Annotated in this window: 15 protein-coding genes and 1 pseudogene; 11 read left to right on the plus strand and 5 right to left on the minus strand. The window is 63.8% G+C overall.

The genetic code is table 11. The annotated features are described in order from the left end of the window. Positions 1–10: 10 nt before the first annotated feature. From ACF0H6_RS02795 to ACF0H6_RS02805, 3 genes are read left to right on the plus strand one after another with little or no spacing between them, the layout of a single operon-like run. A complete protein-coding gene (locus tag ACF0H6_RS02795; RefSeq protein WP_395249855.1) occupies positions 11–811 on the plus strand; it encodes an ABC transporter permease in 801 nt (266 codons plus the stop codon). 27 nt (positions 812–838) lie between these two features. Continuing rightward, the gene (locus ACF0H6_RS02800; RefSeq protein WP_395248375.1) at positions 839–1,459 is read left to right on the plus strand and encodes an L-threonylcarbamoyladenylate synthase; all 621 of its coding nucleotides are present in this window, start codon (positions 839–841) and stop codon (positions 1,457–1,459) included. Positions 1,460–1,461: 2 nt separating this feature from the next. Continuing rightward, positions 1,462–2,127 carry an alpha/beta family hydrolase gene (locus ACF0H6_RS02805; protein ID WP_395248376.1) on the plus strand — a complete coding sequence of 222 codons (666 nt, stop codon included), beginning with the start codon at positions 1,462–1,464 and terminating at the stop codon, positions 2,125–2,127. Positions 2,128–2,146: 19 nt separating this feature from the next. Here ACF0H6_RS02805 and ACF0H6_RS02810 read toward each other — a convergent pair. The 3 genes and pseudogenes from ACF0H6_RS02810 to hrpB form a co-directional block, all read right to left on the minus strand. After that, a pseudogene (locus tag ACF0H6_RS02810) lies at positions 2,147–4,325 on the minus strand (elongation factor G-like protein EF-G2). Next, positions 4,316–5,185, minus strand: coding sequence for a M50 family metallopeptidase (locus ACF0H6_RS02815; protein ID WP_395249856.1), 870 nt, complete (start codon positions 5,183–5,185; stop codon positions 4,316–4,318). Before ACF0H6_RS02815 ends, ACF0H6_RS02810 begins: the two are co-directional and overlap by 10 nt. A gap of 69 nt (positions 5,186–5,254) precedes the next feature. Continuing rightward, the gene (gene hrpB / locus ACF0H6_RS02820; RefSeq protein WP_395248377.1) at positions 5,255–7,957 is read right to left on the minus strand and encodes an ATP-dependent helicase HrpB; all 2,703 of its coding nucleotides are present in this window, start codon (positions 7,955–7,957) and stop codon (positions 5,255–5,257) included. A 98-nt stretch (positions 7,958–8,055) separates the two neighbouring features. On the opposite strand from hrpB, the gene ACF0H6_RS02825 reads away from it, so the two are divergent. Next, positions 8,056–8,241 (plus strand): hypothetical protein, encoded by a 186-nt coding sequence (locus ACF0H6_RS02825; RefSeq protein WP_395248378.1) that lies wholly within the window; start codon positions 8,056–8,058, stop codon positions 8,239–8,241. A gap of 143 nt (positions 8,242–8,384) precedes the next feature. Further along, positions 8,385–9,311: an SPFH domain-containing protein gene (locus tag ACF0H6_RS02830; protein ID WP_395248379.1), complete on the plus strand. Its 927-nt coding sequence runs from the start codon at positions 8,385–8,387 to the stop codon at positions 9,309–9,311. A gap of 22 nt (positions 9,312–9,333) precedes the next feature. Here the strand turns inward: ACF0H6_RS02830 and ACF0H6_RS02835 are convergent, their stop codons facing one another. Next, positions 9,334–9,594, minus strand: a complete 261-nt coding sequence (locus tag ACF0H6_RS02835; protein WP_395248380.1) for a hypothetical protein — start codon at positions 9,592–9,594, stop codon at positions 9,334–9,336. 227 nt (positions 9,595–9,821) lie between these two features. On the opposite strand from ACF0H6_RS02835, the gene ACF0H6_RS02840 reads away from it, so the two are divergent. From ACF0H6_RS02840 to ACF0H6_RS02850, 3 genes are all read left to right on the plus strand, one after another. Continuing rightward, complete coding sequence (locus ACF0H6_RS02840; protein WP_395248381.1) at positions 9,822–10,400, plus strand: hypothetical protein; 579 nt, start codon at positions 9,822–9,824, stop codon at positions 10,398–10,400. Further along, positions 10,318–11,373: a CehA/McbA family metallohydrolase gene (locus ACF0H6_RS02845; RefSeq protein WP_395248382.1), complete on the plus strand. Its 1,056-nt coding sequence runs from the start codon at positions 10,318–10,320 to the stop codon at positions 11,371–11,373. The genes ACF0H6_RS02840 and ACF0H6_RS02845 overlap by 83 nt, the downstream gene beginning before the upstream one ends. 114 nt (positions 11,374–11,487) lie before the next feature. Continuing rightward, on the plus strand, positions 11,488–12,531 hold the full coding sequence (locus ACF0H6_RS02850) for an NAD(P)-dependent alcohol dehydrogenase (RefSeq protein ID WP_395248383.1): 1,044 nt from the start codon (positions 11,488–11,490) through the stop codon (positions 12,529–12,531). Positions 12,532–12,651: 120 nt separating this feature from the next. Here the strand turns inward: ACF0H6_RS02850 and ACF0H6_RS02855 are convergent, their stop codons facing one another. Continuing rightward, on the minus strand, positions 12,652–12,798 hold the full coding sequence (locus ACF0H6_RS02855; protein WP_284755784.1) for a lmo0937 family membrane protein: 147 nt from the start codon (positions 12,796–12,798) through the stop codon (positions 12,652–12,654). 218 nt (positions 12,799–13,016) lie between these two features. Here ACF0H6_RS02855 and ACF0H6_RS02860 point away from each other — a divergent pair, with 218 nt between their 5' ends. From ACF0H6_RS02860 to ACF0H6_RS02870, 3 genes are all read left to right on the plus strand, one after another. Next, positions 13,017–13,607, plus strand: a complete 591-nt coding sequence (locus ACF0H6_RS02860; RefSeq protein WP_395248384.1) for a TMEM175 family protein — start codon at positions 13,017–13,019, stop codon at positions 13,605–13,607. A gap of 89 nt (positions 13,608–13,696) precedes the next feature. Next, complete coding sequence (gene trxB, locus ACF0H6_RS02865; protein ID WP_395248385.1) at positions 13,697–14,674, plus strand: thioredoxin-disulfide reductase; 978 nt, start codon at positions 13,697–13,699, stop codon at positions 14,672–14,674. Positions 14,675–14,797: 123 nt separating this feature from the next. After that, positions 14,798–16,048, plus strand: a complete 1,251-nt coding sequence (locus tag ACF0H6_RS02870) for an Nramp family divalent metal transporter (RefSeq protein ID WP_395248386.1) — start codon at positions 14,798–14,800, stop codon at positions 16,046–16,048. Positions 16,049–16,092 lie beyond the last annotated feature (44 nt).

Consider the following 16,092-nt stretch of genomic DNA (forward strand, 5'->3'; position numbering starts at 1 on the left):
CTGGTCCCTCATGGCTTCGGAGCTCTCGGTGCTGTTCAGGCGGCTGCGGACATGGGCCATGCTGCTGGCGCTCGCAGCAATCCCCATTCTGGTAGCCGCTGCGGTTAAATTGAGCTCGCATCCCGTGGCTCCAGGGCGGGGGCCTCCGTTCCTGGACCGCATCACCCAAAACGGCCTGTTTGTCGGCGTGACGGCACTGGTGGTTTCCGTGCCTTTGTTCCTGCCGCTCACCGTAGGGGTAGTGGCAGGTGACACCATCGCCGGAGAAGCGAACCTCGGCACGCTCAGGTACCTGCTCGTCGCGCCGGCGGGCCGGGTCCGCCTGCTGCTGATCAAGTACGCGGCCGCCGTCGCGTTCTGCCTGGCCGCGACGGTGACGGTAGCTGCGGCCGGTGCCTTGGCCGGCGTCGCACTCTTCCCGGTGGGGCCTGTCACCCTGCTGTCCGGCGACACTATTGACGTCGGCGAATCCGTGGCGCGTTCCCTCCTGATTGCCGCGTACGTTGCTGTGTCACTGCTGGGACTGTCCGCCATCGGGCTGGCAATTTCCACCTTCACGGACGTGCCGGTCGGAGCCATGGCCGCCACGATCGTCTTGTCCGTGGGTTCCCAGGTGGCCGACAACCTGCCCCAACTCGACTGGCTGCATCCCTGGTTATTCAGCCACTATTGGCTGGGCTTCGCGGATCTGCTGCGCCAACCCATCTCGTGGACCACCTTCCAAGACAACGCCTTGCTGCAGGCGGGCTACGTCATTGCGGCAGGCGCGTTGGCCTATGGCAAATTCACGAGCAAGGATGTCCTGTCCTGAAGTGCGGGCTGGCCGTAAGCTCGTGGAATGGCGAAATTCTTCGATGTCCACCCCCAAGACCCTCAACCACGTGCCATTGCACAGGTGGTGAACATCGTGCAGTCCGGCGGACTGATCGCCTACCCCACGGATTCCTGCTACGCGCTGGGGACGCAACTGGGCAACAAGGAAGCGTTGGACAGGATCCGCTCCATCCGCCGCCTCGACGACAAGCACCACTTCACGCTGGTCTGCAAGGATTTCGCCCAGCTGGGACAATTCGTGATGATCGACAACGACGTGTTTCGGAGCATCAAGGCCGTCACGCCGGGTAGCTATACGTTCATCCTCCCTGCCACCAAGGAAGTGCCGCGCCGTCTCCTGCACCCCAAGAAGAAGACTGTGGGCGTACGTATTCCAGACCACAATTTCGTCCAGGCCCTGCTGGCCGAACTGGGCGAACCGCTACTTTCCAGCACGTTGCTTCTCCCTGACGAAGAGGAGCCCCTGACCCAAGGCTGGGAAATCAAGGAACGCCTGGACCACCTGGTGGAAGCCGTCATCGATTCCGGGGACACCGGAGCGGAGCCCACAACCGTCGTGGACTTCTCGAGCGGCACTGCGGAAGTGGTCAGGCGCGGAACCGGCGATCCCTCCCGATTCGAGTGAGCATGCGCGTCACCGAGTCTCCTCTCACCATTGATGTCGACGGCACACCGATTTCCGGTATCTACGCCGGGCCGGACAAAGCTGCGGCGACGCTTGTCCTCGCCCATGGGGCCGGGGCTGGCATGGAGCATCCGTTCCTGGCCGGCCTCGCCCACGCATTGAACGACGACGGCGTCGCGACCTTGCGCTTCAACTTCCCCTACCGGGAAGCCGGCAGAAGATTCCCCGACCGGCCGCCTGCTGCGATCGCGGCGTGGCGGGCGGTCATGGATGTTGCGGCTTCACTTTCGGAAGGCGAGCCGCTGTGGGCGGCCGGCAAGTCTTTCGGCGGCCGCATGGCATCGATGGCGGTAGCCGAAGGCATGCCCTCTGCCGGGCTGGTCTACCTCGGCTACCCCCTGCACCCGCCGGGCAAACCGGAGAAACTCCGTGATGAGCACCTGTACGGGCTCACGCTCCCCATGCTGTTCCTGCAGGGCACCCGGGATACCTTCGCGACCCCCGGGCTCCTCGAAAACGTGGTTGCCCGGATCGGGCCTACGGCCACCATCGAGTGGTGGGAGGGCGGCGACCATTCCTTTGATCGCGTAGGAGTCAAGAAGATCGCCGCCGATGTAGGGGCGTCCTTGGCGCCCTCAGTTTCGGCCTTCCTGCGTAAGAACAGCTGATCTTCACCTGAAGCCGGCGTCAACCCTTCGCAGCGGCGACGGCAATTCCCGGAGGCAGCGGCTCGTGCCGCAAATACTCCCGGCGGAAACGGCCACTGCCAGCGGTCAGTCCCCGTAACACGATCGCGTACCGCAGCAGTTCCTGCTCCGGAACCTCGGCGCTAATTTCCGTGTTTTCTCCACCCACCGACGTGGTGCCGGTGACACGCCCCCGCCGGGAGGACAAATCGCTCATGACCGCGCCCACGTGGTCGTCAGCCACAAGGACCGTCACAGCCGAAATCGGTTCCAGGAGCTGGATGCTGCTCGCAGCGGCCGCCTCCCGCAATGCCAAAGCACCCGCGGCTTGAAACGCCGCGTCTGACGAGTCGACGCTATGCGTCTTGCCGCCCACCAAGGTCACCCTGATGTCGACCACAGGGAACCCGGCGCGCACCCCTTTGTTCATCTGGGCGCGGACGCCCTTCTCGACAGAAACAACGTAGGTACCGGGGATCACGCCCCCGACAATCCTGTCAACGAATTCGAAACCGGCCCCCCGTTCAAGCGGTTCCACCTCGATATCGCAGATCGCGTATTGTCCGTGCCCGCCTGATTGTTTGACGTAGCGCCCGTGGCCGGTGGCCGTGGGCGCCGAAGGTCTCCCTGAGCGGCGTCACGACGTCGACCGTCTGCAGCTTCACCCCTTGCTCACGCAACCTGTCCAGGACCGCTTCCGAGTGCGCCTCCCCCATGCACCACAAGACCAACTGGTGCGTTTCGGCGTTGCGCTCCACCCGAAGCGTCGGATCACCCGCGGCCACCTTGGCCAGGCTCTTGGCCAAGGCATCCTCATCGCCGTGCGAGGCTGCTTCGATCGCAACCGGCATCAATGGCTCGGGCATGTCCCACGTCTCCACAAAGAGGGGAGCCTCCCGTGCGGACACAGTGTCTCCCGTCTCGGCGCTTGCCACCTTCGCCAGCGCACAAATGTCCCCGGCCACCGCGAACGGCACCGGCCGAAGGCTCGATCCAAGGGGGGAATAAAGGTGCGTGATCCGCTCGTCGCTGTCATGGTCCGGGTGGCCGCGTTCAGCGAGTCCATGCCCTCCCACGTGCACGGCGGAGTCCTCGCGAAGCGTGCCCGAAAAGATCCGGACAAGGCAGACGCGTCCCAGGAACGGGTCTACGGTGGTCCGCACCACCTCCCCCAGGAGGGGACCATCCGGATCGCACGCCAAGGGTGCTACCGGAATCCCGCCCAGGTCGGTTGCCTCAGGCAGAATTCGCTCCATCGGCGTCGGAAACGCCCTGGTCAGCACGTCCAGGAGCTCTGCGGTCCCCACACCTGTCACCGACGACGTTGCCATCACCGGGAAAAACGTCCCCCGGGCAATCGCGGTCTCCAAATCTTCCACGAGGGTGTCTACCGGGATCTCTTCGCCGCCAAGGTACCGGTCCATCAGCGTCTCGTCCTCGCTCTCGGCGATGATGCCCTCGATGAGCGCGCTGCGGGCACCGTCGGAGCTTGCCAGTTCCTCCTCGCTCGCGGAGCGTGATGCGGGACGTTGATCTCCGGAGGTGTACTCGGAAACGGAGCCCGAAAGCAACCCGAGCAACCCCGTGACCGTTTCCCCGTCGCGGACAGGCATGTGAAGGGGCAGAACAGCATCGCCGAAGGTGGCCCGGCATTCGGCAAGGACGGCGTCGTAATCCGCCCGTGGGTGGTCAAGCCGGCTGATCACCACTGCCCTCGGGATTCCAACGCGTTCGCATTCGCCCCACAGTGCGGTGGTTCCGGCGTCGACCCCCTCAACGGCCGAGACCACGAACAACGCAGCATCCGCGGCACGCAGCCCCGCACGCAGCTCGCCCATGAAATCCGCGTAGCCCGGAGTGTCGAGGAGATTCACCTTGACGTCCTCGAATACCAGCGGCGCCGCCGACAGCCCGATGGACCGCTGCTGGTGGATGGCCGTCGCCTCCGAGTCACTCACTGTGGTGCCCTCAACAATCGAGCCCATGCGGGTGACGACGCCCGCGGCATACAGGAGGGACTCAATCAGCATGGTTTTTCCGGCGCCGGAGCGGCCGATCAAGGCGACGTTGCGGATGTTTTCCGGCCGATCGGCAGGGGCCGCGGAAGCGTCCGCGCGCCGCAGATCGGGAGTGGAACGATTCGGCCCCTTCGTCGCACTGCCTGAGCTTTTCACTGACATGAGCGCCTCCTGGAGTAGCAGCCGAATCCCCCGGGTCCTTTGCTAACCGATTTCACACCTTCTACCGGCGCACGGCAAGAGCACAGCGTGAGACCGTGCCCAGTACCTAGGAGAGCATGCCCCAGACCTCGCGAACGGAAAAGACCGCGCTCGCGCCAATCACTAGCGCGAATGCCACGAGCCACAGCATTGACGGCACTCCGGTGGTGCGGGCCAGTGATGAAAGCATCGGAGGATGCCAGCCTGTCCCGGCGTCGCGTGTGGACCGAAGCAACCTTGAACCAATCCCGCACGGCGCCTACTACCAAGGCAATGCCGAGTCCCAGCACCACGTGGCTGACGGTTGAAGCATTCGCGAACATGACGAGCAGCTGGGCAACCGCAGCACTGCACAGCGCGACAAAGACTCCGGTGAAATTCCGCAGAAAAATCAACGCGAGCAACAGCAGCAACGCACCGATTGACATAGCGGCTCCCGACCGGCCGGCCGACACCGACCAGATGAGAACGGCACCCACGACGGCGGGGCTCGGATACCCCCAGAACCCGGACCAGGTGGCACCAAACTTGCCGCGTCCGCTGCTGAGGAGTTGTCCGGAATGGTCAAGCCCGATTCGAAGCCCGTGGACAACCCTTCCTGTCATCAGTGCAGCGAACGCGTGTCCCAACTCATGCACGAAAGTCACATAGAGGCCGAACCAGCGCCACGTGACCCTCGGGATACTCAACAAAACGGCCGCGGCAAGGATACCCACCACTATCGGCGTCGAAATGGTGGGAACCTCTGTGGTGGTGAATCCCCTCACCAGGGCCTGCCACCAGTTGGTGGCCACATCAGCGGGACGCAATTCCATGTTCATCACGGTGGCATCCTAAAGAAAAAGCCTGTGAATGCCCCTCAGGCGGCTGGAATCGCCGGCAAGCCGAGGTCACATCCTGCGCTTGGTTTTGGCCGTGGCAGGCGCTGTCCAAGGGTCCTCGGGCCATGGATGCTTCGGATAGCGGCCTCGCATTTCAGCACGGACCTGCGCGTACGGCCCGGACCAGAAGGACGCCAGATCGTCGGTCACAGCCAAGGGCCGTCTTGCCGGGGACAGCAGATGAAAGAGCACCGGCACCCTGCCGTCTACCAGCCGTGGCGTCTCAGCCCAGCCGAAACACTCCTGAAGTTTGACTGCCACCACCGGCCTGCCGCCGTCGTCGGCCACGTCCGGATAGTCGATTCCCACGCGCGAACCGCTTGGCACTTCAAGCGATTCCGGCGCAAGTTCACTGAGGCGGCCAGCCTCAGGCCAGGGAAGCAGCCGCCGCAACGGCTCGGCCAAGTTGATTCCGCTCGCGGCGGCACCGCCCGCCAGCGCCTCCAGCTCGGGTGCGAGCCATTTGTCCAAGCCGGCCAACAGCGCCGGCTCGGACATGTCCGGCCACGGAGCGCCGAGTTCCCGGTGCAGCAAGGCCAGCCGCCGACGCAACGCATCCGCGGCCGTCGACCACCCGATGATCCCCAACCCGTCCTTCGCCAGAGTCCGAGCTACGGCGGCACGCCCATTCTCAGCGGAAGGCCGCACAGGCGTGGAAGAAAGAACAATCGCTCCCAAACGCCGTTCCTGCCGCGCCGTGACGCGGCCTTGGTTGAATTCCGCTTCCACTCTGTCGAGGAGGAGATGGCCCGCGGCAGCTTCCGCGGTGTCCGCCGCAAGGGGCGCAGCGGAACGGATGACGGCTCCGGTTCCTGCGGCATCCCGCCCCTCCGCACGGGAAACTTCGGCCACGGCCAGCCATTCATGACCGGCCAAGGAGCTACCAGCAGGAAGTCCCGCCCGCGTTCCGGAGCTGAGCAAGTAGCGCTCGGGGCCGGAACCTGGAACACGGCGTGCAACCCGGTCCGGAAACGCAAGGGCGACGACGAACCCCAGGGCTTCCGCGGCACCCATTGGAGACAAGGTAGCCGGCGCAGTCAGGCTCGCAGCGGAAGGAAAGGACGCCTCGACGCCGGATACCTCCTGGCGTACTATCGCCTCCATGCGCCGGACATCCTCCGCCCAACGACGGGACGCGGGATCCTTAGCCGTCCGCAGCGTGGGCAGAAGGCGCGTCAAGTCAGCTCCGGGAGCACGCTGCTCCCCCGCCACGAGAGCGACGGCCTCCGCGGCCGTGCGGTGCCCGACTGTGGCGGCGCCATCCAGCAGCGCACGGGCCAAGCGGGGATCGGCGGGAATCCTGGCCAGGACCTTTCCGACCTCCGTAGCAAGTCCGTCCGGGGAAATCGCGCCGAGTTCCCGAAGCACTTCAACCGCATCGTCCATCGCTGCCTGGGGCGGTGCGTCGGGAAGGGCCAGCCCCCGGCCGCGCGGAGCTCCCCAACAGGCCAGGACCAACGCCGCGCCCGTCAGGTCAGCGGCCGCAATCTCCGGCGTTGGGTGGGCAGGGGCGGCACCAAACGCTTTCTGCTCGTAGCAGCGAACCACTCGTCCCGGCCCTTGGCGTGCAGCGCGTCCGGCGCGCTGTTCGGCAGAGGCCTGCGAGCAGGAAACGGTGACCAAACCGGACATGCCGCGACTGGCGTCACGCCGCAGCTCGCGGGACAGCCCCGCGTCGATGACCAGCCGGACTCCCGGAACCGTCAGGGAGGATTCCGCCAGCGCCGTTGACACGATGATCCGGGGTGCTCCGCCGGGATCCCGTCCGGAAACTGCACGATCTTGTTCCGCCGGACTCGCCTGTCCGTGAAGCTCCAACACCTCCGCAGCCGGTACCTCCGCAGCGCGTACCTCCGCAGCCATGCGGGCGCGCAGCCGGGAAGCGACATAGGACACTTCCCATGCACCCGGGACGAACACCAAGGCGTCGATGTCCGGATCCGCTGAGAGCGAGTCCGTGTACGACGCCGCTGCGGTCTCTGCGACATGGTCCAGGAAAGCGCGGGTGACCCCGCGCCCGTCCAGGCGCGGTATCGGCGCGGGCGCCCAGTCCACCCTCAAGGGGTGCAGCACGGAAGGGCAGTCGACCACGGGTGCCGGTCCGCCGCCGTCGTGATCCTGGATCAATGCCGCAAACCGTGGCGCGTCGAGCGTCGCCGACATCGCCACGAGGGCGAGGTCGTCCCGCAGATCCCTGACTTCGATGAGCATTCCGAGCAACAGATCTGTTTCCAATCCGCGTTCGTGGACTTCGTCGAGGATGACTGCACTTGCAGTTTCAAGCCCGGGATCCGCGAGCAGGCGGCGCAGGAGGATTCCAGGAGTCACGAACTCGATGAGGGTCCCGGGACTCGTCTTGCTCTCCCCCCTGACCGTGTACCCGATGCGGTGGCCCAGCCGGCTGCCGTCGAGGGCCGCGAGACGCCTCGCAGCAGAACGAGCGGCGACCCGGCGGGGTTGGGTCACCACCACTCGGCGTTCCCCGCCTTTGAGCGCGCCGGCCACGATGTTGGCGAGCAGGGGTGGAACGAGCGTCGTTTTGCCGGTACCCGGAGGCGCCTGTACGACGGCGGTCCCTGCCCCTCCTCCTGCACCCAGTGCTTCGGCGAGCTCGCTCAACGAGTCCGAGAAAACCAGTCCCACCCCGATGGTGTCCAGGTCAAAGAGGCGATAGGCAAGCGCAGGGTCCTTGGGGGCAAGAGGGGAATTCACTCCTCCATTGTGCCTACATACGAAACCCGCCCTGAAAGGTGGACTGCTTGCCGAATCGGGAGGAAGATTAAGGGGCAGTCGCTAGAAGGAGGTCAGTGATGTGCTACGGGTACAGCAAGGATTTCCGGCGGGACACCAGGAAAGATGCCTCACGGGAACCTGAGGAACGCCCTGAGCCCAAGGTGGACGCGAAGGACTTCATGTTCTGGGCCTTCCCACGCCGCCACCGCGAGTTCACGAACGATCCGGAACCGGTCATCGACCGGACCCACGAAAGGGTCTAGCCCAAGAAGGTGAAAGGAATGTCCCGCAGGGGGCGTTCCTTTCATTCCGGCGGCATCTCGGCTCCCGTTTCAGCTGTACTGCAACTCCCCGAAACAAACCGCCATGAATACATCAGCGCCCAGGAACGGAGCCGAAGGCGGCCATGTCGGCGGGTTCGATTACTCTTCTCATCATTCTCTTGGTTTTGGTGGTCATCTGGTTCGGGATGGCCGTCCATATCGTCACGCAGTACGAGCGCGGCGTGTTGTTCAGGCTGGGTAAGGTCCAGCGCATCAGGTCCCCCGGGCTGGTCATCATCATCCCGTTCGTGGACCGGTTGAGGAAGGTTTCCCTGCGGATCGTCACCGTACCGATCCAGTCCCAGGGCATCATCACCCGGGACAACGTTAGTGTTGACATTTCCGCCGTCGCTTACTTCCGGGTGGTGGACGCCATCAAGTCAGTCATCGCGATTGAAAGCGTTCACGCAGCGATCGATCAAATAGCCCAAACCACGCTCCGCAAAGTGGTGGGCCAGCACACCCTGGACGAGACGCTCGCGGAAACCGACGTGATCAACGCGAACATTCGCCAGATCCTGGACGGACTGACCTTGGAGTGGGGCGTCGAAGTGACGCTGGTGGAGCTGAAGGACATCCAGCTGCCGGACAGCATGAAGCGCGCCATGGCCCGGCAAGCCGAAGCGGAACGCGAAAAGCGCGCCAAGATCATCGCTGCCGAAGGCGAGTCTTTAGCCGCAGCAGCGTTGGGCAACGCCTCCGACACGATGATGGCCCATCCGCTGGCGTTGCAACTGCGTAACCTCCAGACCATGGTGGAGCTAGGCGTCGATAAGAACACCACGGTGGTGTTCCCCGCGCCCCTGATGAGCACCATCAACGAGCTTGGAGCATTCCTCGCCCGCGAAGCATCCTCCGCAAGGACCATAGTCCAGGCGGCGGCCACACCAAATGAACCCGCTCCGGTGGTCGCAGCGCATGTCGTAGAAGAACCCGTCCTCGCAGCGCCTGTCGTAGCAGAACCCGTCTTCGTAGCTCCTGTATTAGCAGCGCCAGAGACGGGCCGGTAGCGTTACCTGCTGGCCGGTCTCGTCAGGCGCGGCCGCCGGACGCGCTTTCGGCTGTTTCGAACACGGCCTCCGCGACGTCTTCCCGGAGATGGTAATCCCGGGCTTCGACCGGATACAAGGAACCACTCACGACGTAATACCCCCGGCCTTCACCGGGCCCGCCAGCTGCGGCGTCAATTGCCGCGATCAGCCCCGGTTCCAGTGGCTCTTTATTGCCCAGCTCCCGCAATCGTGCGAGGTCTTCGGCCTCAAGGCGACGGATCAAACCCGGAATATCGCACATCTAAAAGCACCGTCCTGTTCGGTCGATAGGAAAGGTTTGCGCCGTCGCCCCAACCGTTGGTGCATGCCAAGAACAGTAAGCCCGGGCGTTGCTTGTGACAAGGGTCGGATCAGCGGCAGTCCGTTATTTGGACTCAAGTTGCTGACGCTCGTGGTTTCATGGCGCGTTCTCAGGACCGTTACCTACTGTTCAGTAACTGGCGGCAGGATCGTCCGGGTGACTTCTCCATGCAAAGCCCATTCGGGCGAAAATGCCACCTTTTCCTCAACCCGGCGCGGCTTCCTGGCCGCGGCACTGACCGGCGCAGCGTTGACTCTTGCGCCCGTCTCCTTCGCCGCAGCCGCTACCGGAACCAGCAAGACCAAGACCATCACCGGCCATTTGGACCCGGGCGCCGCAGATTTCGTGTACTTGCCGGTCGAAGTTCCGGCAAGCGTCAACAAGATCAGCGTTTCCTACACCTACAGCAAGCCCCAGGTGACCCTGGACTTCTCGGGAATGCCTGCGACATCGGAATCTTCGATGAGAAGGGCACCGACCTTGCCGGTAAGGGTTTCCGCGGCTGGTCCGGCGGATTCCGTACCGAATTCAGCATCAGCGCTGGCGACACGACGCCGGGTTACCTGCCTGGACCCGTCGGAAAGGGTACCTGGAACATCGTTCTCGGCCCGTACCAGGTAGCCGAGCAGGGCCTCGACTACACCGTGAACGTCACCCTCGAGTATGGACCTGACGGCACGCCCTTCAAGGCCCAATACCCGCCGCAGCAGATCGCCGGCCGCGGCGCAGGCCTGGTACCGGGGTGATGCGCACCTGCACACCGTCTACTCCGACGGGAAGCGCACTCCCGAAGAAGTCGCAGCGGGTGCCCGTGCCGCGCGGCTCGACTTCATGATTTCCACGGACCACAACACGCCCGCGTCTCACGGCGTCTGGGGGCCGCTCGCCGGCAACGACCTGCTCATCCTCACGGGCGAGGAAGTTACCACCCGCAACGGTCACTACCTCGCGCTCGGCCTCGAACCCGGCGAGTGGATTGACTGGCGCTACCGTGCACGCGACAAGGGATTCGAGCAGGAAGCGCGGCGGATCCACGATTCCGGCGGAATCGTCGTCCCGGCCCACCCGTACTGCCCATACGTCGCCTGCCGCTGGAAGTTCGGCTATGACGACGCCGACGCCGTTGAGGTTTGGACGGGCCCGTGGACCTTGGACGACGAGTCCTCGGTCAACACGTGGGACTCCATGCTGGCCCAATCCGTGCGCACGGGTGGCCGGTGGCTCCCCGCGATGGGAAACAGCGACGCCCACAGTGTCCCGCAGGTCATTGGCTTCCCTCACAACGTAGTCAACGCCTCGGCCTTGTCCCGCGATGCGCTCTTGGACGGCATCCGCAAAGGACGGAACTGGATCGCCGAATCGGCGGATGTTTCGGTGGACTTCCAGGTGACGTCAGGCGGCAAGAGCGCGACGGTCGGCGACCGGCTAAGTGTCGCGGCAGACGCTCCCGTCACGGTGACGGCGAAAATCGCCGGCGTGCCCAACGGCGTCGTCCGCTTCATCACGGATGAAGGGCAGACCCAGCAAGTCACGCTTCCCGCGTCGGGCCAGGGAACCAGCACCTGGATCACGACGCCGCAGCTCGCGGCGTATGTGCGCGTGGAGGTCCGGCATCCGAAGATCGACGGAACCTCTGGAAGCGGTACCGAGATGGGTACCACCATCCCGCTCGGCCCCATGGCAGCGTTGACCAACCCCATCTTCCTCGGAAAGAGCTAGCCCGCAATGGCTGAGGGAGGCCTTGCCAGTACCCCTATCAGCAGGGCCTCCCTCACGTCCGAAAGTTCCTGTTTGATGGATAGTGCCAATCCTCCGTCCACAAACAGGAGAAAAATGCTGACCGTCAATGCTTACGCCGCCCCTTCCGCGAGCGGGGCCCTCGTCCCCACCACCATTGAGCGCCGCGACGTCGGTGCCCACGACGTGCTGATCGAGATCAAGTACGCAGGCATCTGCCATTCAGACATCCACACCGTCCGCGGCGACTGGGGACCGCAGTCCTACCCGCTGGCTCCCGGCCACGAAATCGCCGGTATCGTCACCGAAATCGGCTCCGAAGTGACCCGCCACAAGATCGGCGACCGTGTTGGCGTCGGCTGCATGGTCAACTCCTGCCGCGAATGCGAGAACTGCCGCAAGGGCGAGGAACAGTACTGCCTCAAAGGCATGACCGGAACCTACGGCGCCGTCGACCGCGACGGGACCATCACCCAGGGCGGCTACTCCACCCATGTTGTGGTCACCGAGGACTTCGTGGTGCGGATTCCTGAAGGAATAGAGCTCGACGCCGCCGCTCCCCTGCTGTGCGCAGGCATCACCACCTACTCACCGCTTCGGCACTGGGGCGCCGGCCCCGGAAAGAAGGTCGCCGTCGTCGGACTCGGCGGGCTCGGCCACATGGCAGTCAAGCTCGCGCACGCCATGGGTGCCGAAGTGACCGTGTTGTCCCAGTCGCTGAAGAAGATGGAAGACGGCCTTCGCCTGGGCGCGGACCACTACTTCGCCACGAGCGACCCGGCCACCTTCGAAAAGCTCGCGCGAAACTTTGACCTGATCATCAACACCGTCAGTGCCTCCATCGACATCAGCTCCTACCTTCAGTTGCTGACGCTCGACGGCGCGCTGGTGAACGTCGGGGCACCGGCCGAACCGCTGCCGGTCAACGCCTTCGCACTCATCGGGGGCCGGCGGTCCTTCGCCGGATCCATGATCGGCGGCATCCGGGAGACCCAGGAAATGCTTGACTTCTGCGCCGAGCATGGGCTTGGTGCCGAGATCGAGGTCATCCCGGCAGAGAAAATCAACGACGCCTACGAGCGGGTGCTCGCCTCCGACGTGCGGTACCGCTTCGTGATTGACACGTCCACACTGGGCTAGACCGGGAGACCTGGTGATGGAGTACGTCTTGAAGGCTGACTCCTCCTCATGTCCCTGCCAGGCATGCATCGCGGCCACGAGCGCGTGCCCCATGCCCGGCAGGGACATTCGCTGGAACGCCTAAACGCGGGACCTGCCACGGAGGAAGTGGAAGATCAGGACGATCACGGCAACAACCAAAAGCAGGTGAATGAACCCGCCGCCGATGTTCCCGATCAGGCCGAGAAGCCAGAGAACAGCGATAATGATGGCTATCCAAAGCAACATGAGAATCTCCCTTGTTCGTGTATGGATGACTTAAAGGCCCACGCGGTAACGGTGGTGCATTCACCATATGCCACGATCGCGCCGCTGAAAATGGCAAACAAACATGAGCCGGCCACTGTCCGGCTGGGTGCATTGTTTCGCAGTCCAGAAGCAGCATGAGGTGATCGTTTGGCACTGGAAGTCCTTACCAACGATGATGTGCTCATGAAGGCAAATCGATGAACAAGAACCGGCTTGAGGCATTCAGTGACGGCGTCCTCGCCATTGTCATCACCATCATGGTGCTGGAACTCCGGGTACCTCCGGAAGCGACTTGGCACGGCTTGCTCAGCGTCCTTCCTACCTTCCTCAGCTACCTGCTCAGCTTCGTCTATGTAGGAATTTACTGGAACAACCACCACCACCTGATCCATTTGGCAGAGCGCGTCAATGGCGGAATACTCTGGGCAAATTTGCACTTGTTGTTCTGGATTTCGCTGTTCCCGTTCAGCACGCGTTGGATGGACGAGTCAGGCTTCGTGGAAGTCCCCGTCCTGGCCTATGGCGTCAACCTGCTCTGCGCCGCCATTGCCTACTTTGTCCTACAGCAGGCGTTGATCCGCCAACAGGGGCGCCAGGGCGCACTCGCTCAGGCGCTGGGCCGGGATTGGAAGGGAAAGACGTCTCCCCTCATCTATCTGGCGGGGCTCGGCCTCTGCCTGCTTCATCCGTTGCTCGCCGTCGGCGCTTACACCGTGGTGGCGCTGATCTGGTTGGTTCCGGACCGACGGGTTGAACACTTTGTGGTGCACGCTTCAGACCCGGCGTGAGCGGCGCTCAAGGAGCGTATCGCGCCATTGGCGATGGCCGCCGTCGTCGGGCCCTTGATTGAAGTCCGGGATCTTGCTGCACTGTCCTCATGAGCAAAGAACAGTTGATCATCATCGGATCCGGCCCTGCCGGCTACACCGCCGCAATCTACGCGGCCCGGGCAGGCTTGGCCCCCTTGGTCCTCGCCGGATCAGTCACCGCCGGCGGTGCGCTGATGAACACCACCGAAGTGGAGAACTTCCCCGGCTTCCCCGCAGGAATTCAGGGCCCCGAACTCATGGACGGATTGCAGGAGCAGGCAGAACGGTTCGGCGCCAAAATAGTGTTCGACGACGTCACGGAAGTCCAGCTGGCCGGGCACCTCAAGCGCGTGGTCACTGGATCGGGCAACACTTACAAGGCCCGGGCCGTGATCCTTGCAACCGGCTCCGCCTACAAGGAACTCGGCTTGCCGGAAGAGAAGAAGCTCAGCGGCCACGGCGTCTCGTGGTGCGCGACCTGTGATGGCTTCTTCTTCCGCGAACAGGACATCGTGGTGGTGGGCGGCGGCGATTCCGCCATGGAAGAGGCCACCTTCCTGACCCGCTTCGCCACGACCGTCACGGTGGTAGTCCGCAGGGAAGAGCTCCGGGCCTCCCGGATCATGGCCCAGCGGGCCAAAGACAATCCGAAAATCCGCTTTGCGTGGAATTCGGCCATCACTGCCATCCATGGCGACGCCAAGGTGACCGGCGTGACCCTGACGGACACCCGCACCGGCGAAACTCGGGAACATGCGGCTACAGGAATATTCGTGGCCATTGGACATGTCCCCCGCACTGACCTGGTTGCGGGGCAGGTGGAGCTCGACGCCGAGGGCTACATCAAAGTGGACTCCCCCACGACGGTGACCAACCTCTCCGGAGTTTTCGCATGCGGTGACGCTGTGGACCACCGCTACAGGCAAGCCATTACGGCCGCAGGCACAGGTTGCGCCGCGGCCTTGGACGCCGAGCGTTACCTCGCCGCGCTCGAGGACGCGGACAGCATCGCCACCGCCTTGGTGGAGGAACCCACCCACGCCTAGCCCCCTGCCCAACTGACGGGGAGGGTGTGAGCAAGATAATCCAGTGCACCTAAAAGCTACTTTTCGGTGTGCCTAACTTAACGGTATCCTCGTGGTATTCCTATCCCCGATGTTGAGGAAACCATGGCCGCCACGATTGCGCAGCAAGGAGCTGGAAAGACCCGGTGGCGGTCCCGGCTGCTCTTGATGGGCCCGGCTTTCGTGGCTGCCATCGCCTACGTGGATCCGGGGAACGTCGCGGCAAACCTGACTGCCGGGGCGAGCTATGGCTACTTGCTCGTGTGGGTCTTGGTTGCGGCAAACCTCATGGCCGTCTTGGTGCAATACCAGTCCGCGAAACTCGGCCTGGCCACTGGCCAGAGCCTTCCCGAGCTCCTCGGCAAACGGTTGGGAACCCACCGCCGGAGGCTGTTTTGGATCCAGGCGGAGGTGGTGGCCGGCGCAACAGACATGGCAGAAGTCATCGGCGGAGCCGTAGCCCTCAACCTCCTCTTCGGGCTGCCCCTGCTCTTTGGCGGCATCATCATCGGCTTGGCATCGATGTTGCTTCTGGCGCTCCAGTCCTCACGGGGCCAAAAGTCATTCGAATACGCCATCATGATGCTCCTGGCGGTCATCGCTCTTGGTTTCGTCTCAGGACTCTTCGTCAATCCCCCGGCGACCGGTGGCGTGTTGTCCGGCCTGGTGCCACGGTTCGAAGGCACGGACACCGTCCTCCTCGCCGCGAGCATGCTCGGTGCCACAGTCATGCCGCACGCCATCTACCTGCATTCGGCCCTGGCCCGTGACAGGCACGGCTTCTCGGAAGATCCGGCAGTGCGTACGAAGCTCATCAAGACAACCAGGGTGGACGTCGTATCTGCGTTGTTGCTGGCCGGGGTGGTAAATATCGCCATGCTCCTTTTAGCCGCTTCCAGCCTCCGGGGAGTCGAAGGAACTGACACCATTGCAGGCGCCCACGCCGCAGTCACCTCCGCCCTTGGACCTGTCATCGGGGTCGCATTCGGCGTCGGGTTGCTGGCCTCGGGCCTCGCCTCAACCTCCGTTGGATGCTACGCCGGCGCCACGATCATGGGTGGCCTCCTCAAGGTCCGCGTACCGCTGCTACTCCGGCGGGTGATCACCCTGGTCCCCGCGTTGATCATCCTTGGTGCGGGCATAGAACCGACCCTGGCATTGGTGTTGAGCCAAGTCCTGTTGAGCTTCGGCATACCGTTCGCTTTGATCCCCCTGATCCGGCTCACGGGCAAGCGCGAGGTCATGGGGATCCATACGGATTCACCGGCATTGAAGGTTGCCGGGTGGACTAGCGTGACGCTCATTATCGGACTCAACTGCGTCCTCATCGGCTTGACGATCACCGGACAGTCTTAGGAACCTCCAACCACTCGAACCGGACTGCCATTCCGGGGAGCTCC

The sequence above is a fragment of the Arthrobacter sp. NA-172 genome (genome assembly GCF_043952055.1).
Taxonomy (GTDB): Bacteria; Actinomycetota; Actinomycetes; order Actinomycetales; family Micrococcaceae; genus Arthrobacter.